The organism is Novosphingobium malaysiense, assembly GCF_000802225.1.
Lineage (GTDB): Bacteria > Pseudomonadota > Alphaproteobacteria > Sphingomonadales > Sphingomonadaceae > Novosphingobium > Novosphingobium malaysiense.
Genome location: NZ_JTDI01000006.1, coordinates 319,782 through 345,428, shown reverse-complemented (window position 1 = coordinate 345,428; position 25,647 = coordinate 319,782). Strand labels below are relative to the sequence as shown.

General features: G+C 56.4%; 22 protein-coding genes and 4 pseudogenes. 17 read left to right on the top strand and 9 right to left on the bottom strand.

The genetic code is table 11. From position 1 onward, the window contains the following. The 5 genes and pseudogenes from LK12_RS19345 to LK12_RS19325 form a co-directional block, all read right to left on the bottom strand. A pseudogene (locus LK12_RS19345) lies at positions 1-208 on the bottom strand (UDP-glucose 6-dehydrogenase); the annotation flags it as partial. 70 nt (positions 209-278) lie between these two features. Then, the gene (locus LK12_RS19340) at positions 279-1,292 is read right to left on the bottom strand and encodes an NAD-dependent epimerase/dehydratase family protein (RefSeq protein ID WP_039287745.1); all 1,014 of its coding nucleotides are present in this window, start codon (positions 1,290-1,292) and stop codon (positions 279-281) included. 525 nt (positions 1,293-1,817) lie between these two features. Beyond that, positions 1,818-2,822: a UDP-glucose 4-epimerase GalE gene (gene galE / locus LK12_RS19335; protein ID WP_039287743.1), complete on the bottom strand. Its 1,005-nt coding sequence runs from the start codon at positions 2,820-2,822 to the stop codon at positions 1,818-1,820. A gap of 46 nt (positions 2,823-2,868) precedes the next feature. Then, the gene (locus LK12_RS19330) at positions 2,869-3,579 is read right to left on the bottom strand and encodes a polysaccharide biosynthesis/export family protein (protein WP_231568422.1); all 711 of its coding nucleotides are present in this window, start codon (positions 3,577-3,579) and stop codon (positions 2,869-2,871) included. A gap of 355 nt (positions 3,580-3,934) precedes the next feature. Further along, positions 3,935-4,954 carry a PDZ domain-containing protein gene (locus LK12_RS19325; RefSeq protein ID WP_156135568.1) on the bottom strand — a complete coding sequence of 340 codons (1,020 nt, stop codon included), beginning with the start codon at positions 4,952-4,954 and terminating at the stop codon, positions 3,935-3,937. A 19-nt stretch (positions 4,955-4,973) separates the two neighbouring features. Here LK12_RS19325 and LK12_RS19320 point away from each other — a divergent pair, with 19 nt between their 5' ends. The 7 genes and pseudogenes from LK12_RS19320 to LK12_RS19290 all read left to right on the top strand — a co-directional run. Beyond that, positions 4,974-5,234 (top strand): hypothetical protein, encoded by a 261-nt coding sequence (locus LK12_RS19320; protein WP_039287739.1) that lies wholly within the window; start codon positions 4,974-4,976, stop codon positions 5,232-5,234. 169 nt (positions 5,235-5,403) lie between these two features. Further along, entirely contained in the window at positions 5,404-6,732 is a 1,329-nt protein-coding gene (locus tag LK12_RS19310) for an O-antigen ligase family protein (protein ID WP_156135567.1), read from the top strand. Between the two features lie 213 nt (positions 6,733-6,945). Continuing rightward, positions 6,946-9,162: a GumC family protein gene (locus LK12_RS19305; RefSeq protein ID WP_052223615.1), complete on the top strand. Its 2,217-nt coding sequence runs from the start codon at positions 6,946-6,948 to the stop codon at positions 9,160-9,162. 36 nt (positions 9,163-9,198) lie between these two features. Next, the gene (locus LK12_RS24730) at positions 9,199-10,323 is read left to right on the top strand and encodes a hypothetical protein (RefSeq protein WP_156135566.1); all 1,125 of its coding nucleotides are present in this window, start codon (positions 9,199-9,201) and stop codon (positions 10,321-10,323) included. Between the two features lie 386 nt (positions 10,324-10,709). Then, positions 10,710-11,078 (top strand): IS66-like element accessory protein TnpA, encoded by a 369-nt coding sequence (gene tnpA / locus LK12_RS19300; protein ID WP_039287731.1) that lies wholly within the window; start codon positions 10,710-10,712, stop codon positions 11,076-11,078. 70 nt (positions 11,079-11,148) lie between these two features. Further along, positions 11,149-11,415, top strand: coding sequence for an IS66 family insertion sequence element accessory protein TnpB (tnpB, locus tag LK12_RS19295; RefSeq protein ID WP_407938174.1), 267 nt, complete (start codon positions 11,149-11,151; stop codon positions 11,413-11,415). Between the two features lie 5 nt (positions 11,416-11,420). After that, positions 11,421-11,768 (top strand): annotated as a pseudogene (locus LK12_RS19290) (IS66 family transposase); the annotation flags it as partial. Between the two features lie 93 nt (positions 11,769-11,861). On the opposite strand, the gene LK12_RS19285 reads toward LK12_RS19290, so the two are convergent. Then, positions 11,862-12,950, bottom strand: coding sequence for an IS5 family transposase (locus LK12_RS19285; RefSeq protein WP_039287723.1), 1,089 nt, complete (start codon positions 12,948-12,950; stop codon positions 11,862-11,864). Between the two features lie 65 nt (positions 12,951-13,015). Between LK12_RS19285 and LK12_RS19280 the strand changes: the two are divergent. Further along, a pseudogene (locus LK12_RS19280) lies at positions 13,016-13,349 on the top strand (transposase domain-containing protein); the annotation flags it as partial. Positions 13,350-13,362: 13 nt separating this feature from the next. On the opposite strand, the gene LK12_RS24355 reads toward LK12_RS19280, so the two are convergent. Next, on the bottom strand, positions 13,363-13,863 hold the full coding sequence (locus LK12_RS24355; protein WP_231568421.1) for an IS5 family transposase: 501 nt from the start codon (positions 13,861-13,863) through the stop codon (positions 13,363-13,365). A 98-nt stretch (positions 13,864-13,961) separates the two neighbouring features. Between LK12_RS24355 and istA the strand changes: the two genes are divergently transcribed. Continuing rightward, positions 13,962-15,467, top strand: a complete 1,506-nt coding sequence (istA, locus tag LK12_RS19270; protein WP_039287717.1) for an IS21 family transposase — start codon at positions 13,962-13,964, stop codon at positions 15,465-15,467. Further along, positions 15,464-16,321 (top strand): IS21-like element helper ATPase IstB, encoded by an 858-nt coding sequence (istB, locus tag LK12_RS19265; protein WP_039287712.1) that lies wholly within the window; start codon positions 15,464-15,466, stop codon positions 16,319-16,321. The genes istA and istB overlap by 4 nt, the downstream gene beginning before the upstream one ends. 73 nt (positions 16,322-16,394) lie before the next feature. Here the strand turns inward: istB and LK12_RS24350 are convergent. Further along, positions 16,395-16,640, bottom strand: a pseudogene (locus tag LK12_RS24350) (IS5 family transposase); the annotation flags it as partial. Positions 16,641-16,695: 55 nt separating this feature from the next. On the opposite strand from LK12_RS24350, the gene LK12_RS19260 reads away from it, so the two are divergent. After that, positions 16,696-16,986: a hypothetical protein gene (locus tag LK12_RS19260; protein ID WP_156135565.1), complete on the top strand. Its 291-nt coding sequence runs from the start codon at positions 16,696-16,698 to the stop codon at positions 16,984-16,986. Between the two features lie 56 nt (positions 16,987-17,042). Here LK12_RS19260 and LK12_RS24345 read toward each other — a convergent pair whose 3' ends face one another. After that, positions 17,043-18,308: a GH39 family glycosyl hydrolase gene (locus LK12_RS24345; protein WP_197063604.1), complete on the bottom strand. Its 1,266-nt coding sequence runs from the start codon at positions 18,306-18,308 to the stop codon at positions 17,043-17,045. Between the two features lie 680 nt (positions 18,309-18,988). Between LK12_RS24345 and LK12_RS19250 the strand changes: the two genes are divergently transcribed. The 6 genes from LK12_RS19250 to LK12_RS19225 all read left to right on the top strand — a co-directional run bounded on the left by LK12_RS19250 (position 18,989) and on the right by LK12_RS19225 (position 25,636). Then, positions 18,989-19,957: an NAD-dependent epimerase/dehydratase family protein gene (locus tag LK12_RS19250; protein WP_039287702.1), complete on the top strand. Its 969-nt coding sequence runs from the start codon at positions 18,989-18,991 to the stop codon at positions 19,955-19,957. A gap of 90 nt (positions 19,958-20,047) precedes the next feature. Beyond that, positions 20,048-20,971 (top strand): GDP-L-fucose synthase family protein, encoded by a 924-nt coding sequence (locus tag LK12_RS19245; protein ID WP_039287699.1) that lies wholly within the window; start codon positions 20,048-20,050, stop codon positions 20,969-20,971. 408 nt (positions 20,972-21,379) lie between these two features. Then, entirely contained in the window at positions 21,380-22,708 is a 1,329-nt protein-coding gene (locus tag LK12_RS19240) for a hypothetical protein (RefSeq protein WP_052223613.1), read from the top strand. A gap of 41 nt (positions 22,709-22,749) precedes the next feature. Beyond that, positions 22,750-23,514, top strand: a complete 765-nt coding sequence (locus LK12_RS19235; RefSeq protein ID WP_039287698.1) for a WecB/TagA/CpsF family glycosyltransferase — start codon at positions 22,750-22,752, stop codon at positions 23,512-23,514. Further along, positions 23,511-24,839 carry a lipopolysaccharide biosynthesis protein gene (locus LK12_RS19230; RefSeq protein ID WP_039287694.1) on the top strand — a complete coding sequence of 443 codons (1,329 nt, stop codon included), beginning with the start codon at positions 23,511-23,513 and terminating at the stop codon, positions 24,837-24,839. Before LK12_RS19235 ends, LK12_RS19230 begins: the two co-directional genes overlap by 4 nt. Then, positions 24,836-25,636: a sulfotransferase domain-containing protein gene (locus LK12_RS19225; protein WP_039287688.1), complete on the top strand. Its 801-nt coding sequence runs from the start codon at positions 24,836-24,838 to the stop codon at positions 25,634-25,636. The genes LK12_RS19230 and LK12_RS19225 overlap by 4 nt, the downstream gene beginning before the upstream one ends. The last annotated feature ends 11 nt before the right edge of the window (positions 25,637-25,647 follow it).

Here is a 25,647-nt window from a genome sequence, read left to right as displayed (position 1 = left end):
GATCGGTGGTGAATGTCAGCCGGCCGGCCTTGACGTTGCCCGCCACCAGCGCGTCTAGACCCGGCTCGTAGATCGGCATCACACCCGCATGCAAACGGTCGATCTTCGCCTGGTCCTTGTCGATGCAAACGACCTCGTGACCAAAATCGGCAAAGCACGCCCCCGATACCAGCCCGACATAACCCGACCCCACCATCGCTATCTTCATGGAAACCTCGCTGGATAGAATTTCGTGCAGCCTTCAAGGCAGGCCGTGCCATGTCCAATTGCCGGCCGCCTTACCGCGAATGGTAGGCGCGAAACCAGTCGACGAAGCGGGGAACGCCCTCTTCGATCGGCGTGGAGGGGGCGTACCCGGTATCGCGGGTAAGGGCGGCAATGTCCGCATAGGTGGCGGGAACGTCGCCCGGCTGCATCGGCAGGAGGTCGAGCTGCGCCTTGCGGCCGCATGCGTCCTCCAGCACCTCGATCAGGCGCATCAGGTGTTCGGAGCGATTGTTGCCGATATTGTACAGCGCGTGCGGCTTGACGCTGCCACCTGCCTTTTCCTCGCCGTCGTCCGCTGGGGGGCGGTCGAGACAGGCCAGCACGCCACCGACGATATCGTCGATGTAGGTGAAGTCGCGGTGCATCTCGCCATGGTTGTAGACGTCGATCGGCCGGTCCGAGAGAATGCGGTCGGTGAATTTCCACATGGCCATGTCGGGGCGCCCCCAGGGCCCGTAGACCGTGAAGAAGCGCAGGCCTGTAAGCGGAATGCGGAACAGGTGGGCATATGTCTCGCTCATGAGCTCGTCGGCCTTCTTGGTGGCGGCATAGAGCGAGACGGGATGGTCGGCCCGGTCCTCCACAGCAAAGGGCAGCTTGGCGTTGCCGCCGTAGACCGAACTGGAACTGGCATAGACCATGTGCCCGACCTCGCGGGCGCGGGCGAGTTCGAGCATGTTCACATGCCCGGCAAGGTTCGAAGCGACATAGGCCTGCGGATTTTCCAGCGAATAGCGCACGCCGGCCTGGGCGCCGAGGTGGACGATTCCGGCGAGGCTCTGGTCTGCCATGGCCGACGTCAGGGCATCCATGTCGGCAAAATCGACTTCACGGAACTGGAACAGGTTGCCGTAACGAGCCGCAATCCGCTCCAGGCGCGCGCGCTTCAGGGACACGGGATAATAGTCGTTCATGTTGTCGATGCCGACGACGGGCTGCCCGCGTGCCATCAGCGCTTCCGACACCGCCGCGCCGATGAAACCCGCTGCGCCGGTTACCAGTATCGCCGAATCCTGCCCGTCCATGAAGTCTCCAATGATACACTTTGCCGGATCGGAACGCCCGACACCCCAGAGCGTAGCGGTCGCGACATATCCGGACATCGTGCCCTAGGGGATAATGTCCGGACCTGCCAGTGGATCGCGGCGCAATGATGCCCGCCCGCCGTGAAAGGTTGCGGGGCGGGTACAGCAGCGAGGGACACACCTCTCCTGTTCCTGCCCCGCGTTCCCGCTGCCGCTCAGGAGGGCAAGCGGAAACGATCACCTCGGAGGGATCACACGCCCGTGCCAATTGCGCGGCGCAAGGCCGATTTTCGATTAGATGTTGCGCGGTCCCTGCGCTTACCGACCTGTCCGGCACCAGTCGCTATCGACAGGCGCCGCTCCCTGGCCGTTCAACGGCAATTGCCGTCGCCGCGTCGATCCCCCGCGGTCGCCAAGGAAGAATCAGGCTGCCCTGCAGCCTCGGACAAAGACAAAGGTAGCCGAAAAACGGATACGCCCCGGCGAGACTGCACCCGGGCAATCAGACCGCAAATGACGCGTCCGTCATTCTCCGCGGATTTCGGTCAGTTTGCGTTCCCATGCCAGTGCATGCTCGACGATGGTCGGCAGGTCGGCGTAGCGGGGCACCCAGGGCAGGGTGGCCTTGATCCGCTGGTTGTCGGAAATCAGCGAGGCCGGATCGCCTGCCCGCCGACCTTCCATGCGCCGGTCGATCTGCTGGTTGGTTACGCGGTCTACGGCATCGAGCACCTCGAGCACCGAGAAACCGCGGCCGTACCCACAGTTCATGGTTAGCGACTGCTCGGGATTCTCGATCAGTGCCTCGAGCGCCAGGACATGCGCATTCGCAAGGTCCGAAACGTGAATGTAATCGCGTACGCCCGTGCCGTCGGGCGTGTCGAAATCGGTGCCGAAAACGGCGACATGGCTGCGCTTGCCCAGCGCTGCTTCGACTGCGACCTTGATCAGGTGCGTCGCTCCGGCGGTCGACTGTCCGGTCCGCGCTTGCGGATCCGCGCCAGCCACGTTGAAGTAGCGCAGGGCGCAGTAATTGAGCGGATGGGCTTTCGCCACGTCGCCCAGCATGATCTCGGTCATGAGCTTGGACATGCCGTAGGGATTGATCGGTGACTTCGGGCTGTCTTCGGTTACCGGCGAGACTTCCGGGACGCCGTAGGTCGCCGCCGTCGAACTGAAGATGAAGTGCCCGATCCCCGCGGTTACCGCCGCCTCGATCAGCGCGCGGCTCTTGGCAGTGTTGTTGTGATAGTATTTGAGCGGATTTTCCACCGATTCCGGGACGATGATCGAGCCCGCAAAATGCATGACAGCCTGCGTGCCCTGCTCCGCAAAGATGCGTGCGAGCAGCTCCGCGTCCTCGATATCACCCTCGTAAAGCGGGACGCCATCGGGGATGGCGAAGCGAAAACCGGTGCTGAGGTTGTCGATCACGGCGACCGGCCAGCCGGCGTCAGCAAGCGCAAGAACCGCATGGCTGCCGATATAACCGGCACCGCCGGTGACGAGAACGGGAGGTTTGCTGGTCATTATCCGTCCTCGCGATCCGGCATGGGAGAAACAGCCACAGCGCGCCTTATCTCGTGGCGATCAGCGAGAACGCGTTCAGGGCCGGCGCTGCCTTCAGGAAGCTCTGCCAGAAGGCGCGTGGACCCGAATAGCCTACCATAACGACATCGCCATCCTTCACGATAGGGTCGGGGCTGATGCCCCCGCGAATATCCTTGAGATTGAAGCGACCGGCCATGCGTTGGCCGTCGATCGTCCTGAAGATGATCACCTCGCTAAGCTTGGCCGTATCCGTCGGGCTCTCCGCGCGTGCGACAGCAGACAACAAGGTCGTGTCATAATCGACTTCGTAAACGCCCGGTTTGTTCACCTCGCCTTCCACCGATACGTAGCGCGGTGCCGCTTCCACGACCGAAACGGTCACTTGCGGGTCGACGAGGTATTTTTGCCCAAGCACATTGGCCAACTGGAGCGAAAGCTCGGCCGGCGTCGTTCCGGCGGCCTTGATCTGTCCGACGAGGGGGTACTGGATAAACCCGGCATCGTCCACGCGCAGCGTCTCGAACGTCAGGTCCGGCTCACCGAACACGTTGACAGAAAGAGTGTCGGCGGGGTCGATGGTATAGGCGGTTGGGGCCTCGACGGTTGCCGGAATGACGTCATAGGCGGCGGCGCCCCTTGGCATGTCCGGGTTCTGCGATACCGAACTGCAGCCCGCCACTGCAGTCATGCCTGCAAGCAAGGTGGCCAGGCCGAAGCCTTTACGCATACTGAGCATTATCGAACGTCTCCATCGCCTTGAGCGCGCCGCCATAACCGCAGCATGGCCAAATGACTAGGTTGAAAGAAGGGTGCGGTGACAAGGTAAGAACGGGTGATGCAACGAACGGACATGGCGCCGAAATTCGAAAGCGGAAGTGTCCGGAGTTCTATCGGGCTTTGGCCGTGGTGCAAAGCCATGATGAGGCCGCAAGGGCATTTTGTCCGAACCTGTGGCGGAAGCGACATCCAATCCGCATCTGATAATCGCACCAGGCGTTGGCGTGATCGCGTGTAGAAACCAGCCCGCATTTTCCGCGTTCATGTCTCCTCCATTGCGATGAGTTTATCGACTGCAAAGGGACTGCCTCGACCTATTCAGGCAAGGCCGGGACTTCCGGCGGACATTGTTCTGGTACGGCCGCCAGATGGGCCTCGATATTTCGTATCCGGTCCGGCACGTTGCGGTGACTGGGGGAGCGCAGCCAGCGCAGCCAGTCGCGCTTGTTGTACCGGCGCCATATCGCCAACCCACGCTCGACATCGTATCCGGCGCAGCGCATGAGGTCTGCGCCCAGAACATCGGCGCGGTCTTCCATGGCCCGGCGTTGCCGCAACCCGGACGCCTCGTCGTCGCGGGCGATCACGTGAGCAAGTTCATGTGCCGCGAAAACCGCCAGTTCATCGGCATTTTGCGCAAAATCGACCAACTTGGCGCTGAGCGCTACGTTCCGGCCGTCGCTGTACGCGGTCAGGCCCTTTCCGGTCTTGAGGAGAAAGCGCGAGGCGCACAGACGCTCTCCGCGAAAGGACAGTGAAAGCGGTTTGCCGGCGCGGATCAGTTTCAAAGTGATGTCCTGATCGGCAGGCGTGGCCGCAAGCCGCTCCTCGAGTTCGTCGGCAAAAAGCGTTGGCTCGTCGCTTTCAGTGCGAAGCTGCGAAACAGCTACGCCGTTTATGGCGAGAATATCATCGCCGATGCGGACGCCTGCAGCTTCGGCCGAGCTGCCCTGTGTCACCGAAATGACCTGCGGGGCATCACCCAGCCCGGTCAACTGGCGCACGGCATCGCGATCCGATTTTGAATAGGCTCCGATGTAATCTATCTTAATTCCGCTCGCCAAGGCGGAGTCGGGGCACAGGTTTCCGGAAGATTTCCTTAATCGATATTCTATATTGCCTATTTGGTCGATCTGCTCTCGAATCGCGATCGGCCATGGCTGAGCGGCTGCTTCAGCAATGGCCGGCGTGGGGTGGGCGGCAAGCAGTGCAGACAGGACGATCAAACGAACGAATGCGTGGAGTGACATAGATTTAACAGCATCTTTCGGTTTGCATCGCCTTGTGCGTTGCAGTATATGCCCTAGTCGACACTGGCGTCCAGTGTAGGGCAATCAACAGGAGAACCCATTCATGAAGCTTCGCAATGTATTCCCGGCAGTTGCTGCTGCTGGTCTCGTGTTCGCTCCCGTGGCTGCCCAGGCGGGCACCAAGGCAGCGGCTTCGGTTCCGGCGGCCGGCGTTTCGATCGCCACCGACGGCGCTCGTAGCTCGACCGCAGTCGCCAAGAAGCAGAAGGCCACTTCGGGCCTCCTGATCGGTGGTCTGGCCCTGGCAGCTGTGACGGCCGGCATCATTATCGCTGCTGACGACAACGGCTCGAGCGGCAGCTGATTTCTTGATCAGGTATTGAGAGGTCCGACAGGCTTAGGTGTTTGTCGGGCCTCTTGGTGTTTTTAGGTTTTGCATTTTCCAGGGTGCGGTGTTGGCGAGGTCAGTTCGGTCTAGACCGCATTCAGCCGGTGTTGGTCAGCTGGCTTGGTCCAAGTCAGAGTGGCAGCTTTTGGGGCTGCTTGCTGTAGCGGTGCTCTTTGGCGGTGGTGGATCTGCCTATGGTGTCGCCAATGTGGTTGTCCAGCTTACGGCGTTGGTGTTGTTGGCGCTCAATCCAGACAAAGTCCTGAATTTTTTGCGCAACGCACCGCGCGGCCTCGTGATTCTGAGTTGTCTCACGCTGGCTTTTCCTGTGGTTCAACTCATCCCGCTTCCTGCTTCGGTCTGGAGGCATTTTCCTGGGCGAGAATTGCTCAATGAGAGTTTGGAGCTGATCGGCCGCTCAGGGGCGTGGTATCCGATCTCCTTGGCGCCAGCGCGCACTTTCATAGCCTTTCTCTCCTTGATTCCCGTCTTCGCGGTGTTTGTCCTTTCGTGGGATCTAAAGCGCCATGAATGGGGCCGTGCTCTGCGTGGGTTGGTGGTGTTTTCTGTAGCTATGGTTCTTCTCGGCGGCTTGCAGATGTTGACCGACAACAAAGCTTTGATTTTTTATCCGAGGGAAAGAGTTCGCACGGATTATCTCTATGGGCCTTTCGCCAATCACAACAGTACCGGACTTTACTACGTACTCGCGCTAGCTTTGTTGTTTGCAATTGGTGGAAAGTTACGAGTGCGAACGATTACGACCACGGATTTATGGTCTCAATGGTGGGTGCAAGTATCTGTCGCTTTGCTTCTAGTTATTGCGGTCGTTTTGACTCAGTCTCGTTCAAGCATGGGCGTCCTATTCGTGGTGGCGGGGACCGGAGCTCTCGGAGAAATCTCGCGTCGGAACATGTCCGCGAAAAAGAAAGCCTTGATCCTAGTATCGGTTGGCGTTCTAAGTGCCGCTTCGATTTTTGTTTTGCAGGGAAGTTCGCGATTCTCGGAGGGGCTGGGGCGTTTTGATAATCTTGAAGATGTGCGTCCGGCCATATGGACGGATACAGTGTCGTCCGCGGAACGGTATTGGCCGATAGGGAGCGGTATCGCATCATTTCCCGAGGTATTTGAAGTGGACGAAGCGCTTGAGAATGTATGGGCCTTCCACGCTGGGCGCGCTCATAATGATTATCTCGAAATCGCGCAGGAGGGCGGGATCGTTGGATTGATGCTGGTCTTAGCGTGGATAGTTTGGTTTGTCCTGTCCATCATACGAACCTGGAATGGAGAACAGCGCTGGCACGGGCTCGCCGCAGCGTCGGGGGTAGCCGCAGTCGTTCTCCAATCCTTCGTTGATTATCCGCTGCGCAATCAGGCAATCCTATGTTTGGGAGCTGTCTTAGTCGGCTTTTTGGCTCGCACGGCGAAAGGGATGATGAAGAGGGAGGGCGAAATGACAATCGCCAGATTTTAGGGGTGTCATGGGTAAACGTTTAGATACATTTTTTCGCGCTGAGCCGGAAAAGTTATGTTAAGGGCAGCTTTCGTTGGCTTTGGGTGCTCGGAAGATGGCAGTTAGCGTGGATCGCATGGTGTTTGATGATTTTTGCGCCGAACACTATCGACCTACTAAGTCTCTCTCGCCAAGTATTTGGTTGGCGGCGTCTATAAGATTGCGGGGAATACTTTGAAGAACGCTGTATTGGTGGCTGGCGACGAAAAAGTTTACGACGCTTCCAGCTACGAACAAGATCAATTTATAAGCATTGATCTCAAACAGATCATCGCTGCAGTGCGTCGCAATCTCAAATGGATCGCGCTGATTGTCCTTGGGGCGCTTGTTGCCGGGTTCATTTTGACATTGCTCATTATTCCCCGCTACGAGGCGACGGCGCAGGTGCTAGTCGAGCAAAATGCGGATACAATCATCGAAGGTAGTGAACTTCAAGACAACAGCAGTCAGCAATGGGATGCTGAGCGTTTCCTGAATACTCAGGTTGATATCCTCAATAGCCGTTCGCTGGCGAAGCGTGTTGCACAGAGTGCAAAGCTTTCCGAAAATCAGTCCTTTTACGATGCAATGGACGAAGAGATGCCGCAGGTGGACGACCTTGATGGAGGCGTCTCGAATGCCAACGCGTTGGCAGATCTTAGGCTGGATACTGTGGTCGAACTTCTTCAAGAAAACCTTCACGTCGATCTTCCAATTGACAGTCGCGTTATTCAAATCACGTTTAGATCAACCGATCCGGTTATGTCTGCAAATATTGCTAATCTTTACGCTGAGAATTACTTGGAATCAAATTTAAAAAGGAAATTTGAAAGCTCTGCGTATGCGCGTAAGTTTCTATCCAGTCAATTGGAAGAGGCGCGCTCGAAGGTTGAGGCTTCAGAGCGTGAACTTAACCAATATTCGCGAGCCGCAGGATTAATCCGAGTTTCAGGGCAGGGCCAGAATGCGGACAGAGAAACAACACTATCGGTAACAAATAACGCTCTTATTCAAGTAAATGGGGCAGCGGCCGACGCCACGACTGAGCGTTTAGCAGCCCAAGATCGCTGGGATACAATCGCCAACCAGCCCGTATTGTCCATTCCGCAAGTAATACAAAATCTTGCTATTCAGGATATCCTTCAGAAAAAGGCAACCTTAGAAGCGCAACTTGCGAATGAACGGAGTCGGCATCTTGAGGGCTACCCGAGCATTAGGGTCTTGGAAGCGCAGATTAACGAACTCAACAACCGGATTGCTACCATCGGCGGCAACATCAAAAATTCCATATACTTGGATTATAGAACGGCGCTTGCACGAGAGCATTCCCTTAAAGAACAGGTCGCCAAGTTGCGCGATGAAGCAATGGGGGAACAGGAGCGGGGAGTGGGGTATGCCGTCCTGAAGCGTGTGGCAGAGACGGACAGGGCGCTCTATGATACATTGCTTGAGCGGTATAACGAGTTGAGCGCTTCTGCCGGCTCCACCTCGAACAACGTGACGCTTGTCGATAGGGCTGATATTCCTCGTGAACCTTCATCCCCTAATCTAATTCTCAATTTGCTAATTGCGGTTTTGCTCGGTGGTGTCTCCGCTTTAGCTTTCGTACTGGTGCGTGAACATCTCGATGACGCCATTCGCTCCCCAGACGACGTCGAAAGAAAATTGGGGCTTTCCTTGCTCGGACTTATTCCGCGCGTAACTGATGAAGAAGCGTCGTCAGCTGCGGAAGACGCGAAGTCGACACTTTCCGAAGCCTATCACTCGTTGGTTGCCAACCTTCGGTTTTCAACACCCAACGGTTTTCCAACGGTACTTGCAGTGACGAGCACCAATGAATCAGAGGGGAAGACTACGACCGCTCATGCGATAGCAATGGATCTCGCGCGTTTAGGTAAATCCGTGCTCTTGATTGACGGGGACTTGCGCCGTCCAACACTGCATCGGCGGATGCCTGTGAAAAATGCACCTGGTTTGACGGAACTCCTGGTTGGCGATGCTCAGTTCGACGACGTTTTGCATCATTCCAGTTACGACAATCTCACCTACATGACGGCACTGCCAATTCCACCTGAACCGTCGCTTCTTCTCGGAGGAGACCGCTTTCCCTCGGTAATTGCGCAAGCTCAACAGCGTTTCGATATCGTCATCGTCGACTCAGCACCAATGCTGGGGCTTTCAGACACAGCGTCGATTGCCAGCCATACCGATGGTGTGCTTTTTGTTGTCGATGCTTCTCGCTTTCATCGCGGAGCCGTTAAGTCTGCGCTTCGCCGTCTCGGAATGGTCGACGCTAGGATGCTTGGTGCTGTGGTTACAAAGTTTGATGCTCGCGCTGCGGGTGGAGATTATTCCTACTATGGATACAACTACTATACATATGGTGCCGAGCGGCCCGAGGTCGAGGCATAATCAGGACGTTCAGTTGTGCTTCGATGGGTGTGGGCTTTGTTGCTGGCAATTATTGGTGTGTTGGCCACTCTGGCGCAACTAGACCGGCATGCCTACGACGTTCCGGCATATGCAAAATTTGTGCCCTCTCGCTTTGCCGACTTTTCGCTGTTTCGCGAGGCGGTTAATAAGGTTGGGCATGGTTCGTCGCGGCAGGCGGTCGTTGTTGCCAGGCGTTTGGTGGAAAAACACCCCATTCCGGCAGAATCATTAACAATTTTAGCGCTTGCTGAAATTCAAGCGAAGAATGAAGATCTTGGTTCACGGGCCTTGGTATTTTCAGCGCAACGTGGCTGGCGCGAACCCCTCGCACAGAAAGCAGTTGCTGTTGCTGCATCAGAGGCCGACCAATGGGATGTCGCTGCCGATCGACTTTCGGCTTTGTGGCGAGCCTCGCCAGATGACGCCGACGTTCGCGAATTTTCTGAGATGCTATTGGCCCATCCGGAGGTGCAGACCCAATTTGCTAAGCGGCTGGTCGGCCGCGACAGTTGGGCGTTGGGCTTTCTGCATTGGGCGGCGCACAATTTACCGCCTGAGTCGTTTGTTCATATCGTCGAAAGTGCCAACAGGGCAGGGGCCCGTTTCCCATGTGATGTCATTTCCGCGTTCGCGCATGAGTTGTTGGCTCGCGGCTTATTGCAACTAGAGGAGCGGCTTTGGAAAAGTCAATGTGGCGCAGGCGAAATTTCGTCAAAGTACGATGTATCATTTTCGGACCCCGGTAGGGAATCTGCGGCGATAGAATCCCCGTTCGCTTGGCATTTTCCTTCAGCGGTTGGTTTGACAACGACCTTTCAGCCAAGCCCCCGGGGCGTCAGCTTGGGGTTCGCGAATACCGAACCGTTGCGTCAGTTATTGGCACGAAAATACTTGGGCCTGGCTCCAGGTACCTATGCATTAGCGATTACTGCCGAAAGACTCGACAGTGTATCGCGTCCGATCTTAGCGCAGCTTTCATGTGCAGGTACGAGTCCTGGAACGACTATTGGAAACGTAACCGTTGAAGTTTCCAACCAGCCGGTCAGCTTTAAAATTCCAAACGTGGGTTGCGCGGTCCAAGAACTTAGGCTGCGAGTAGCAAAAGGAACCGGCGACGGCATTCTTATTAGTATAAATTAGAGCAATTTTCTGACCGATTGAATTGCAAAGAGGACGGCGCTACTATGATCGGGAAGCGTCTGCCAGTTGACAAGAAGCCGGAATGGTCCTCGCGTGTGGTTTCCTCAGTATCGTGGTTGCCTATTTCTGATTGCAGTAGCTTACGATAAAAACAGCCGGGGAGTAGTAGCGGATTTTGGAAGCTGCGAATCAAAAATAGGATTCGCTGCTAACAGAAGCAATTAGAGCATTTTCCTATCGTTTTTGAGACGGCAGAGTCGGCCCGACGAGCTTTTAAAGATTGTGATTGTCAATCGACGCGGTACCCATCCGGTGAGCCCCGCCTTGTCCGGTGAGTGAAGGACCGGTCTTAAGAGCGCGCGTATGAGCGAGCTTAGGAGCGTAGCATGGGGCAGATCACGGTGATGACGGGGCCGGAGCGGCGACGTCGGTGGCGGGACGAGGAGCGGTTCGAGATCCTGGCTGAGGCCTTCGCGCCGGGCGCATGTGTCGCGGACGTAGCCCGGCGGCGGGACGTATCGACCAGCCTGATCTACACTTGGCGGCGCAATCTGCGGCGCGAACAAGCCGAAGGGGCATCCCTTCCGATGGGGGAGGCAACCTTTGCCCAGGCGGTCCTCGCCAAGGAAGAGAAGGTGGACGGCTGTGATTGCTGTGCCGTGATCACCGTCGAACTGGGCGAAGGACGGCTCATTCGCATTTCGGCCGGGGCGCCCGCCGCACTGGTCAACGCGACCTTGAAGGCGCTGCGGTGATTCCAGCAGGCGCACGGGTGGGTATCGCCATGGGTCACACGGACATGCGCAAAGGGATGCAAGGGTTGCCTTGCAGGTCCAACAGGGCCTGAAGCGCGACCCGCACGGAGGCGACCTGTTCGTGTTTCGCGGACGGACAGGCTCGCTGATCAAGATCATCTGGCACGACGGCATCGGCATGTCGCTCTATTCCAAGCGGCTCGAGAAGGGGCGCTTCGTGTGGCCATCGGCGAAGGACGGGATCGTCTCGCTGACCAACGCGCAATCGTCCTGCCTACTGGAAGGGATCGACTCGCGTAACCCGCAGTATTCGTGGTGCCCGCAGAGCGCCGGATAGGCCGGGAACTCTACGCGCCCGGCCGTCAGCCTGCGCCCGTGATCGAGGCGGGCTGCTTTGCGCACGCGCGGCGTCGAGGCTGTCGCACGCAGGAAGAGCCGTGGCGAGCGCACCGGCATGATCTATCCGATAGCGCTGGAAGCCGTGCAGCGCCTCGATGCCCTGTTCGAGATCGAGCGTGGCAGCAACGGCACGGCGACCGAAGAGCGCCTCGCCGTCCGGCAGGACCTCAGCGCGCCGCTGATGGCGCCTGGCTCACCGCCCAGCTCGCGAAGCTCTCGCGCAGCCACGATCTGGCCAAGGCGATAAACTGGACGCCTCGAAGAACCGTCGGATTTCTGCGTGGTGTCGACGTGAAGGCGCGCGGGTGGACGATGCGCCGTGATTTCCGGGTTTGATCGGCTGATTTTGGTGCCGGAACCGGCTGCAATAGGCCGGCTTTCGGGTCAAGCAGGCGCAGTACGCCCCTCGAGCCAGGCGAGCCGCTGGAAGTTATAGGCCAGGTTCGCCATGCCGATCTTGATGCGAGCGCGGGCGATGCCGATGGTGCGCACGACGAGGCCCATGCGGTGCTTCTGTCCGGCGAACACATGCTCGACCGCCGAGCGCACTGCAGATCGTTTCGCATTGGCCCTGGCGATCCGCTCAGGCATCGGCCGGCGTGGTGGCTTCTTCTGGTGGATGTGACTGGTGAACATGCCACGCTCGAGGAACGCCTCGTTCTTCTTCGACCGGTAGGCCGTATCGGCCCAGACGCCCGAACCGGTATTGTTGCTGCTGACTACATCGGGCAGCCGGGCGCCGTCGTGGGCATTGGCCGCGCTCGCGTCCCAGGTGCGGATGAGGCCATGAGCGCGATCGATGCCGATGTGGTTCTTGTAGCCGAACATCGGGATGGCGAGGTCGACCGGCTTGAACGCCTTGGGATCGGCGCCCTCCTTCACCTTGGCCTTGCTGTATTTGACGCTCCAGCGCGCATCGCAATCCTTCTGGCGCAGCCTGGCGGGCTTCGCCTGCCACGCCTCGGGGATGCGACCCTCCTTGATCGCCGCCTTCTTGGCCTCGGTGTTCCTCTGCTTGGGCGCGGGCACGACCGTCGCATCGATGATCTGGCCGCCCATGGCGAGATAGCCCCGGTCGGTCAGCGCGGCATCGAAGCGCGCGAAGATCCTGTCGATCGCCTTCGCCTTGACCAGCCTCTCGCGGAACAGCCAGACCGTAGTTGCGTCGGGAACTGTACCGTCGAGCCCGAGCCCCAGGAAGCGCTGGAACGAAAGCCGGTCCTTGATCTGGAACTCGGTCGCCTCGTCCGAGAGCGAGTAGAGCGCCTGCAGAACCAGGATCTTGAACATCAGCACCGGATCGAACGGCGGCCTGCCGCCCTTGCCGCGGACACTACGCCGCAGTGCTGCTACCAACGGGCCGCGGAAAACCTCAAAGTCGACGACAGCCGCCAGGCGCTCAAGCGGATCACCCGCCGCGCTCAGCGCCTCGTATCGGTCCGAAAGGTCAAAGAAACCCGGCTGCCCCGCCATCATCGCCTCCGCTGCGACGCAAAGGCAGTGAATCACGCTACAGCCTCAAACACCACGGGTTTTTCGAGGCGTCCAACTACATGCTGCGCCGTTGGGCCGCCTTCACCCGTTTCCTCGAAGATGGCCGGATCGTGCCTCACGAACAACGCGGCCGAGCGGGCGCTGCGCTGCGTGCCCGTTGGGCGCAAGGCATGGCTGTTCTGCGGCTCTGATCGCGGCGGACAGCGTGCCGCCGTGCTCTACACGCTGATCCAGACAGCCCGTCTCAACGACGTCGACCCGCAGGCCTGGCTGGCCGATGTCCTGGCGCGCATCGCGGAGCATCCCGTCAACCGGATCGACGAGTTGCTCCCCTGGAACTGGCAGCTTAACAATGAAGAATTTTCCGTCATCGCGTGATCACACTTAGCTACTAGGCCGTAGACTCATAAATGCGCAACCACAGTCGCATCGAGGCGAGCTGTACCATGGCCAGGAAGTTTTCGGCCAACTTGTCGTACCGGGTGGCAACCCGCCGGAAGTGCTTCAGCTTGGAGAAGAAGCGTTCGATCAGGTTCCGCTCGCGGTAGAGCCAAGTGCTGAAGTAGGGTTTCGACCGCCGGTTGGCCTTGGGTGGTATATTCGCGAACGCTCCCTTTGCGCGGAGCGACGAACGGATGCGATCGGCGTCATATGCCTTGTCCGCTAGCACGATCGTTCCGGCACCTACGTGGTCGAGCAGGTCATCAGCAGCTTGGCCGTCATGGCTTTGCCCAGCGGTCAGGCTCAATCGGATCGGGAGGCCTTGCCCGTCGACACACCGCGTGGATTTTGGTCGTGAGCCCGCCTCGGGAACGACCGAGACAATGATCTCGATCCCCCTTTTTGCAGTCGCGGCCTGTTGGTGGGCGCGAACGGAAGTACTGTCGATCATCTGGATGTCGCCGTCATGGAGGCGCCGTTCGAAGGGTGCCTGTGATGGTCGTGGTGGCCGCTATGCATTGGGTTTTCCCGGGGAGGAGGACCTGGCGTGTGGCGGGCCGACACATCAACGATCATCAGGTGAGACTTTTCATGACCCACAGACGTAACGATCCTGTCGCCCTGGCGGCGGCCAAGGCCGGTTTCAGCCCGGCGACCGGCTATCGGGTGTTGCAGGATGCGCGCCTGCCTTCCCAGCGGCAGGCCCCGCGCGGCCGGCGGCGCCCTGATCCGCTATCGGGCATTTTCGAAGAAGTCGTCGTGCCGATGCTGGAGGCCGCTCCCGGTCTTCGTCCTGTCGCGATCTTCGAGGAACTGCGCCGCCGGTACCCGGATACCGAGTTCGGCTCTCGACGAACCCTGGAGAGGCGTATTCGTGACTGGCGCGCTCTGAACGGTCAGGATCGGGAAGTCATCTTCAGGCAGGTTCATGAGCCGGGCCGGCTCGGCATGTCCGATTTTACGTGCATGAACGATCTGGAGGTTACCGTCGCCGGGGCGCCGCTAGATCACTTGCTCTATCACTTCCGCCTGCCTTGCGGGGGCTTCGAACATGGGCATGTCATTCTGGGCGGCGAGAGTTTCGTTGCCCTGGCCGAAGGGCTGCAGAATGCGCTCTGGTCTGCCGGCGGAGCGCCCAGGCTCCACCGCACCGACAGCCTGTCGGCCGCCTTCCGCAATCTGGACGCCGATGCGAAGGCCGATCTGACCAGGCGCTATGACGCCCTATGCGCCCATTATGGAATGGAGCCGACGCGCAACAACACAGGCATTGCCCACGAGAACGGTGCGATCGAGAGCGCCCACGGCCATATCAAGGCTGCAGTGAAGGACGCGCTGTTGCTGCGCGGAACCACGGACTTCACCGACCTTGCCGATTATCGCCGCTTCATCGACGAAGTCGTGACCGCAAGGAACCGGCGCCACGGTCCCGGCATCGATGCCGAACGCAAGGCGCTACAACCCCTCCCAAACATGCGGACTACCGATTACGAGGAAGTCCTCGTGACGGTGACGTCCTCGGGCGGCTTCACCCTGCGCAAGGTGTTCTACACGGTCCCCTCGCGCCTGATTGGGCATCGCCTGCGGGTACGCCTTTACGACGACCGTCTCGATGTCTTCATCGGCGGCACAAGGCTCATGACCCTGCAGCGCGGCCGCGCCGGTGTGAACGGTAAGCACGGCCACGTCGTCGATTATCGCCATGTCATTCATTCCCTGCGCCGCAAGCCGATGGCGCTGCGGGGATTGGTCTATCGTGACAGTCTGTTCCCCCGCGCGCCTTACCGTCTCATGTTCGAGCACTTGCTGGAAGCTGTGGGCGAGAAAGAGGCCTGCCGGATCATGGTCGAGCTTCTGGCCATGGCCCACGAGCGCGCCTGCGAGGCGGAACTCGCCCATATCCTGGAGGAGGACCTGGCGATCCGCAGGGTCCCATGCCTGTCGGCACTACGGGCCCGCTTCAGCCCCGACCCCGCCACTTTGCCCGAAGTCGTGGTCGAGATGGTCTCGCTCTCGATCTACGACGGGTTGATCGAACAGGGAGAAGCGGCATGAGCACGGCTCCCATGATCGACGCACAGCGCCTGGGCCTGATGCTGGGTGAACTGCGCCTGCCAACCATCAAACATATCTGGGGGGATTTTGCGGCCCAGGCGGACAAGGAAGGATGGCCCGCGAGCCGCTTCCTTGCAGCTCTCGCCGAACACGAACTCGCCGAACGCGATCGCCGCCGGATCGGGCGTCATCTTGCCGAAGCCCACCTGCCGGCGGGTAAGACGCTGGACTGCTTCGCCTTCGAGGCTGTGCCGATGATCTCCAAGGCCCAGGTCATGGCCCTGTGCGCCGGCGATGGCTGGCTCGACCAGGGTTCCAACCTCATCCTGTTCGGCCCGCCAGGCGGCGGTAAAAGCCATCTGGCGGCGGCGATCGGCCTGGCATTGGTGGAAAATGGCTGGCGAACGCTGTTCACCCGCACCTCCGACCTCGTCCAGCGTCTGCAGGTCGCTCGCCGCGAACTGACGCTGGAATCCGCCATCGCCAAGCTCGACAAGTATCATCTGCTCATTCTCGACGACTTCGCCTACGTCTCACGCGACCAGGCGGAGACCTCCGTCCTCTTCGAACTGATCAGTGCCCGATACGAGCGCAGATCCCTGCTCATCACCGCCAACCAGCCCTTCGGCGAATGGAACCGCGTCTTCCCAGACCCGGCAATGACACTCGCTGCGGTCGACAGGCTCGTGCATCACGCCACGATCTTCGAGATGAACGTCGAAAGTTATCGCCGGCGCACGGCTCAGGCTCGCCGCACCGGGGCTGGACGTCCTGCCGCCTACACCACTCCGAAAGTCCTCGAGATCATCCGCGACAATCAGGATGAGAACGAGGTACTTGCCAGCGACAATTAAAATCGGCACTGAATGACGCGCCGCGACAATCACATTCTCATCCTGATTGACGCGCAATCCTCATCCTGTTTGTCGCGCTACACGCATCCATCGTCCGATCCCAGACGCCCGCTTTCCGCCATCGCACGAAGCGGTTGTAGCAGGTGGTGCGCGGGCCATAGCGCTCGGGCAAGTCGCGCCACGGTGCACCAGAACGCAACACCCAGAAGATGCCGTTCAACACGCGTCGGTCATCCACGCGCGGTATACCTCGGGGTTTGTCTGGCAACAGCGGCTCGATCACGCGCCACTCGAAGTCAGTCAGGTCATAACGGCTCATCGAAAGCCTGAATCAGACTTTGAACCGGTAAGGAAGATGGAACAGGATGGATGACATGAATAATCTCCAGCAACGACTGATGACCGCCGATCGACCAACGCTTCTGGTGATGCTAGCCGAGGCCATCCACGAGCTAACGATCCGGGCGCGCTACTTTTATGATCGCACAGACGCCCTTGGAGGGATGCAGGAGACGAACGAAGCGATACATCACGTCTCCGGTCATCTGCGAGACTTGATCGACCCAATCGAACCGACGACGGCTAGCCGTGGTGACAGCATAGTTACCGCCTCAGAACTACTTCCACAACGTGCGATCACCCGAATTTATGAGTTCACAGCCTAAAAATGTCCCATAACAGAAGTGAACCGTATATATCCCTGTGTTTTAATCGAAGTTTCTCAGTTCTGAGCAATAACGAGGGAATTTCCAGGTATCTCTAGCGAGGAGTGTGAAGGAATTAAGGAATTTCCATCGAGTAAATTGATGTAAGAGTGATAGTTCCATTTTTCGGGGATAGAGAGGGAGGCGTTGCTGCTGCCAGACCAAATGGCTGCGTAACGCTTTGTCCTTTTTTGAATGCACACCACATAGACGCCGTTCTTTTCATAGGCTTGGGTTATGACAGCCTCTTGAAGCATGTTCATAATTTTTTTGTAGATCGCAGCGTTTTTTGATAAGCGGAGCCTGTGATCACGCGTCATAGCAAAGGGAGTTGCTGGGGGGCGCCGTTCCCAGAAGTAATACGAGGCGCTCTGCACATTCTCGGCGGCCATAATAAAGAGGTAGCGAAAGAGGCTTAGGCGGCCTGCCTCTATTTGCTCAGTGCTGGGCGACATGCAGCCGTTCTTACCCGCGGAACAAGCAACACCGAATTCAGTGTTCCAAATGGGGCGGTCAGAAAGTCCCACTTTCCGCATTAGCTCCTTCACACGCTTCAGAAACCTAATGCTAGGCTTGTCGAAGCCATCTTTATTATTATTGTTATTGATATAATAGTGAATTGATACGATATCAATGCACGACTTGTCTACGCTTTGAAAATAATGGCGAAAGAAGTCGATGCCGCCGAGTGTTATTGAGGGAGATATAATCGAAACGTTAGGGTCTATAGAGCGGATTTCTTCGCATGCGGCATTCGTTAGCGCAGCCATCTTTTCTGGTGAACCAGACCAGAACTCGCGTTGCGCCGGTTCGTTCCAGATTTCCCAATATCGTATTGAGTCGTGACTGTGTTCAACGAGCGTTCGAACGTAGTTTCGCCAAAAATCCAGATTGCTCGGAGGGGTGCAGCCGACACCGTAGGCGCATCGCGCACGCGATTGTCCTGCGGCCCAAGCTGGGGGCTGACCCAGCGTCATTATCACGTCCGCACCATGATCCAGCGCGAGTTTCGTGTAAGTATCTACGCGTTCAAAGTTCCACCTTCCCTGTCTTGGTTCGATGTTCATCCAGCGTGTACGGGTGTCCCACAAACGGATCACCGCCGGATTTAGTTCGGGCCAAGCTGTCAACGTGTCGATATTGTTGATGGTCAGCCCGGAAAAGCGTGCTGAGATGCGGTGACCGGAACCAACAACGCCAAAGCTGTTGCGATTTGCGAGCCCCGCCCGGTTCTCATTGCTGGGCGATGATCCGAGCGCTGTAGGCATTTCAGATATAGTCATGCCGAGCTGCGCAGAATGGTAATGGGGCCTCCCGTTTCTCCTTATGATAGAAATTCCATCATTTTCGGGCCAGTTATGGGAGGCCGACGGAGCCAAGTGACATATCCGAGGGACCGCTCCAAACTGCACGGTCCGTTCGCAAGTAGGGACGTCTCTAGAATGGTTACAACTTCCAGTCGATGATGCGGTATAATTGGTCGTTATTTTTTCCAATTGATGGTTCGGCATTGGCATTGCAGGTACGGGGCGCATGCCTTGGCACTGTGCAATCGCGGCTATCGTTGTCGGTGCTAAAAAAATACTAAGCATGGGAGTTGTTTTTCGTCGCAGTGAATTGATGTGGAGGACGCCCCCTACGCCCGGCATCGTATGATGCTGGCTGCGCCGAAAGGGCGCATGAAGTAGGAGCAGATTGGTGATTTACGGAGGAATTAATGGCCGACAAACAAACGGGGCGGCAAAGCCAACGCGTCGGCAGGCCGCGGGTATGGAGGAGAGCTTTGGCGAAATCCATCGAACTGAGCATTCTGTCCTGCCATAACGGATCAATTGCAATTGCAGCATTTTCGCTGCGGATATGGCCTTGCGCAACATACCATAATTACGTAGCTCCGTCGCCGCAAGGGAAGCACCGCAAGTGAAGATGCCGCGGTCAGTGATCAATTGAGGAATGTTAATTTATGAAAAGTGCTCTCGTTCTCGGTGCCGGTGGGTTTATCGGTGGCCATCTCGTAAAGCGCTTGAAGAAAGAAGGCTTTTGGGTGCGAGGTGTAGACCTTAAGTTTCATGAGCATGCTGAAACTCACGCCGATGACTTTGTAATCGGCGACCTCCGCGAACAGGATTTCTGTCGCTCTATTGTTGATCGCGGTTTTGACGAAGTATATCAGCTCGCTGCTGATATGGGAGGCGCTGGTTACATCTTCACCGGCGAACATGATGCCGACATTATGCACAACTCGGCGACTATCAATTTGAACGTCGCCGACATTGCCCACAAGCGCAACATCAAGAGCACGTTCTACTCTTCCTCCGCCTGCATGTATCCTGCTTACAATCAGGAAGACCCGGATAACCCGAATTGCAAGGAAGAGTCGGCTTATCCCGCTGCTCCAGATAGTGAATACGGATGGGAGAAGCTATTTTCTGAACGGCTGTTTTTATCCTATAATCGCAATTATGGTCTCAGGAACCGCGTAGCCCGTTATCATAACATCTTTGGACCTGAAGGGACGTGGGACGGCGGCAAGGAAAAGGCTCCCGCTGCGATCTGTCGTAAGGTGGCGAGAGCGAAGTCAGGAGACGCCATTGAGATTTGGGGGGACGGTTTGCAGACGCGGTCATTCCTCTATGTCGACGAGTGTGTTGAAGGCACGCTGCGTCTAATCCGCTCGGATTGCGAGGTGCCAGTAAACATAGGCTCTGAGGAGATGGTCACGATTAACCAACTGGTTGACATTGTGGCCGACATATCGGGCAAGAAAATTGAGAAGAACCACATTCCTGGCCCCACGGGTGTGCGTGGTCGCAACTCGGAAAACACGCTTATAAAGGAGAAACTCGGTTGGGCGCCTTCGCAGACGCTGCGTTCAGGGCTTGAGAAGACCTATGAGTGGATCGAGTGGCAGGTGCGACGCAATGCGGCCTGACCAAGTTCTTCGCCGTAACCCTTGCTCAAAAGATCCTATGCAGGGAGCGTTGCCGGGACTTTCATCTTGGATATAAGGCGCGGGTAACATATGCGCGTTTGGGTAACAGGTGATCGTGGCATGCTCGGGTCGGCGGTGGTGCGTCGTTTGGCCAGTGAGCCTGTGGAGATCGTCACTGCACCTCGCGACGATCTCGACTTAGTCGACCAAGTGGCAGTGCAAAGATGGGTGCGAGTTAACCGGCCCGATCGTATCATCCATTGCGCTGCCAAAGTGGGTGGCATCTTGGCCAATCGAGATCAGCCGGCTGAATTCATCTATCTCAACATGATGATTGCGGCCAACGTTATCCACGCGGCGCATGAGGCTGGCGTGGAAAAGCTTGTTCACATTGCTTCGTCCGCGATATATCCTCTCCATGCCTCGCAGCCACTATCCGAGGCCGCCATACTGACCGGGCCAATTGACGGCGATCATGTGCCCTATGCAATTGCTAAGATTGCTGGAATCGTTATGTGTCAATCGTATCGGCATCAATATGATAGCAATTTCATCAGCGCGGTGCCCGCCAATCTTTACGGGCCTGGCGATAGTTTTGCTCCCGCAACGAGCCATGTGGTTCCGGCAATTATCAGGAAGGTGCATGAGGCGAAGCGGATGAACTCACCAGAGATAGTCATCTGGGGAACTGGTGCGCCATTGCGCGAATTGCTCCATGTCAATGATATGGCTGATGCTCTAGTGTTCCTTTTAAGTAATTATTCAGGAGAAGAGCCAATTAATATTGGGTGTGGATCAGTTGTTTCTATTCTTGAACTCACTCAAATGATTTGTCAAATTGCGGGTTATGGCGGGCGGATCGTCCATGATCTCGCTAAACCTGATGGGGCGTCTCGCAAATTGTTGGATTCTAGCCGGTTGCGGGCGCTCGGTTGGCGTCCCTCGATAGATCTAAATCAGGGGTTGTTGGAAACATATACATGGTTTTCCGAGCATTGGCATGACGAGGGTTGAGCCAAACTTGAAGGTGGTTAGTATTGGATCGTCTCATCGCATTCTGTAATTTTAAGATCTGGATTGTCACTGCGAATGCTGAGATTCAGTGTTAGGCGGGTTGATTTAAATAATTAATAAAAAAATCGATGAGAGATTTCAAATATGTTCGGAAGTAGGTCTGTTGATGCAATTGAGGTAACTAATCAAAATTTTTTTGTAATTGGCTTTTGCCTTTTTTGAGGCGAGTGGATTTTCGGGTATATCTCGCTCATTGCAGCTTTACTGCACGTGGTGTTTGGGTGCGAAAGCACTTGGAATTTTTGTTGTAAACCGTACATTCGCGCGATGCTAGGTAGACGCTGTTAATCGTTAAGCGCCCGCCGCTTTTGCAGGCGGGGCTTGTTTTAAGTTTATAGGGGCGATCCGGTGGCTGTAATTTCTCTTGAGCTAAACGAACTTAATTTTCACTATATCCGTAAGTTCGTGGCAGGCGGAAAGCTTAAAGGGTTTGCTAGGCTTCTAGCTGAAAAGCAAGTGTTTGAGACAGTGTCGGAGGCCGATTATCCTTTTCTTGAGCCTTGGATTCAATGGCCAACAGTCTACAACGGCAAGGCCTATGAGGAGCATCAAATATTTCGCTTGGGTGATGCCGTTTATAAGGCGCAGCCTCAGATCTGGGAGAAGCTGGAGGTCGAAGGAATAAAGGTTGGTGCGCTTTCACCGATGAACGCCGTAAATGCTTGTAATAGTCCAGATTTCTTTATGCCCGATCCCTGGACTGCCACGGAAATAACGGCAGGTCCGCGTGCAAGAAAACTCTATACTTTGATACGCGGTATCGTGAACGAGAATGCATCATCGGGCCTTTCATCTTTCACATTAGGGCGGCAGCTATTGCCACTGGCTTTGCCTTACTTGCGCGGCAATTCTCTTGTACGCAACCTGCGACTTCTTCCAACGGCTTTGCGACACAAATGGGCTAAGGCAGCTTTTCTCGACAGCTTACTTGCCGATGTTTTCCTGAGCTTGATGATCGACAACGGTACACAGTACGGTTCTCTGTTCCTCAACGCCGGTGCGCACATCCAGCATCACCATATTTACGACAGCGTCGCCTATGAGGGAGGGCGACGCAACCCGCGGTGGTATTCGAGTGCATCTGAAAACGATCTTGATCCGTTGTTGTTTGTCTATGGCGTTTATGACGACATCGTTACTCAGTTTCTGGAAACGGGTAGTCGAGTAATTATCACGACGGGATTGAGTCAAGTGCCCAATGAACGAGAGCACTATCAATATAGGATCGTAGATTTCGAACGTTTTTTCGCCGAAGTGGGGTTGAAAGATGTGTCTATAAATCCCCGTATGTCTCGGGATTTCTTGCTCGCTTTCCCGACCCGGGAAGCGGCGCGGGATGGGCTAGCTGCACTTGACACTGTTCAGTGTGCCGGCAAACCTCTTTTTACCGTTGAAGATCGTGGCACGACCCTATTCTGCCAAGTCGGCTATTTCGGCCCCCCAGAGGGACTCGATGCGGTGTCGATCGGGGGGGTGAATGGGAAGCATCGAGGTAAATTCACGCTTGTGTCTATCGAAAACGGCGTTCATCAGACTATCGGGTATCACATCGACAGCGCAATCCCGAGTTTGGGCAATAGTATTCGAATTCCTCTTACAGAGGTGCACGAGCGCTTGTATCAGGCGGGCTTGGCAGCGGCCACTGACGGAATGGGGCGTGTTGGGCGAGCTGCGTGAATGCTTGAAACGAAAACCTTAGAACGGCCGGGACAAATACGGTGACCAATCGACTCCAAATCCTCGGAATGCCGATTGATCGATTGCCGCCAAATGAATTCGTCGATCAATTCGTCGACAAGGCCATATTAGGTCGATCAGGCTACGTTTGCGTGCCCAACGTGCACCAGTGCATTCTGTTCCATGACGAGTTGGAGCACCGGGAGATCGTTAACGGAGCCGACTTCGTGATGTCTGACAGCACTGTTTTGCAGAAGTTTGTCGCGCGCAAGTATCGCCTTTCCGCCGTCCCTGTTTTGCGCGGGGACCAGCTGATGTTGGCGCTTTGCCGCCGGGCTGCGGCGGGCGGCCTACCGATCGCGCTAGTCGGCGGAAAGGACGACAAGGTGCTCGCGCGCATGGTGGCAGAACTAAGGCGCCAATGCCCTGGGCTGGAAGTGGTATATGCCTATTCGCCACCGTTTCGCGAACTTAGCGTAGAGGAAGAGGCGACTATGTTGGCAGCAATCCTAAAGAGTGGCGCGAAGATGCTATTTGTCGGGTTAGGTTGTCCTAAGCAAGAGCGGTGGATGGCCCGTTATTCCGACAGGTTGCCGTTGATGATGATCGGGGTGGGGGCAGCATTCGATTTCATAAGCGGTCAGGTGAAGACCTCTCCTGGTTGGATGCATTCGGCTGGACTGGAGTGGTTCCATCGCTTGCTCTCTGAGCCAGGCCGCCTTTGGAGGCGGTACCTCAGCACAAGCCCCCGCTTCATTTGGCTATATTTGACAAGGGATTGGATTGCGTCCCTACAAAATAAGTGAGCGGCATCGTTGGCTTGACTAGGCGGCTGAGTGTCGTCTCCGCTGTCTCACGCGACCCGTTCTGGGCACTTGCCACGCAGGTGGTAACCAGCGGAGCGAACTTTCTGACTACCGTAGTCATGGTTCGCGTGATGGGGTTGACAGAATTTGGGCGTTTTTCGATCGCCTTTCTATTGATCATGGTCGTACGCAATTTCCAGCTTTCCGTGGTGCTTACCCCGATGTCGACAGTGGGGCCGAAATTAAGCGGAGCTCGCCAAAATGCGTATCGCGGTTTTCTGCTTGCGAACTCGCTGGTCTTTTCTCTGGCAGCGAGTTCGCTAATTGCGTTAGGGTCTTGTCTAGCTGCAACAATTCTAGAGCTGAACTGGATGTGGACACTGTTTCCAGGTCTTGCAGCGGCCAACTTTACGAGCAACATGGCCGAGTTCTACCGTCGCCATTGCTTTAACCAGAAGGACAGGCAGTCGGCCATGCTCGTGGAGGTCGTGCGCTATCTCGTTCAGTTGGCGGTGCTTGGCGTTCTTGCTCTTGGCGCGCATCATTGGTTGTCGCCAAGCACTGGGTTGTACACGCTCGCTCTCGGGGGCGCAGCAGGCTGCTTGGTCGGTGTTCGACGCTATGGTGTGATGCGCTGGAATGCTCCTTTTAATCGCGCGATCTGGCCACGTCACTGGTCCCTCATCAAATGGTTGACGCCTGGTATCGTCTTCCAGACCTTACTGGGACCTGGCTGCATTGTCTTTGCAAGTTTCTTCTTCAGCGAAGCTATGGTCGGCGCTTTGCGCGCTATGCAGAACATTAGCAACGTTCTCCAGACGCCGATTAACGGTATGCAAAATATAGCGGCAAACACTGCAGCTCATAAATGGTTCAAATGGGGCGCTGAGGTACTTAAGCATTATTTACTTAAGATGGCTATGGCGATGGTTGGCTTTTCTATAATTTTGACCATTATAGTCATTATGTATCGCAACTTTATAATATCAATAACAATGGGGCTTCATGAAGACGGTCTTGGAATTTTACTCGCTCTGTTCTGCATTGCGAACGTTGCGGCATCAATCAACTTCATGAGCACAGTCGGGCTTCAGGCGATGGAGAAAGGCAAGCCAATTACGGTCGGTTCGGCGGTAGGAGCCGTACTTTCTCCTTTCCTCATTGTTGTGTTAGTCCCGGCGACCGGCATTTACTCCGTTCCACTCGCACGTATTTTAGCGGTTATGGTGAGTACTGCGATATTGTTGTGGTCGTTGCGGCGAGAATTGAGTTGGCATCAGAAGGACGCGCAAGGGCCGACTTTTATGTGCAAGGGAAAATTATGAGTTTTATTAGCAAACTGCAATGGGATCTGGAGCGCTTCGGCCTGACGCCAAGACAGGTTGCACACAATATTGTTCACAGTCGTGAGTTACCTGCACCCTTTATGCTCAATTCGATTCCCAAGAGTGGTACGCATCTCTTGGAGCGAATCTTTAGTCTGCATCCCGACGTGCGCCGCAAATTGGTTCGCAAGCTATTCCACAAGAACCTAGACCGGTACGGTGGCTTTGAAAGGCAGGCGAATTCGTTGCGCGGGGGGCAATATTTGCTATGCCACTTGCCTTGGGATCTCGGGATTGGGCGGGCACTCGATGGGAAGGGCATGAAGTCGGTCCTGATCGTCCGCGATCCGAGAGCGATCTTCGCGTCTGAGGCACATTACATCATCCGGAACGAGCATCACGAACATCATCACATGGTGCCGAGCGGCAAATTCGAGGATGCGCTCGATTTTTGTCTGGCCTATCGTCAGGCCAATGAGGATCCGACCTATATAGATACAGCTTTGCGCTTTAAGGGTTGGCTCTCACATCCTGGCACAATCATCACGAAGTACGAAACGCTTGTGGCAGGCACACGGGATGCACGGATCGCGGAAATCGGCCGTCTGTTTGGCCATTTTGGGCTGAGATATGATGACCGTCTGTTGGAGGCGATTCTCGATCGCTCTGTCTTTTCTACGAGCCTCACATTCCGCAAGGCGGATCCTTATAGTTGGAAGCGCGAATTGCCGCAGGGATGGGCCGAGAAAATCACCACCCTTATGCCGACATTCCGGGATTTTGGGTATGAAGTCTAAAGTTGTGGCGC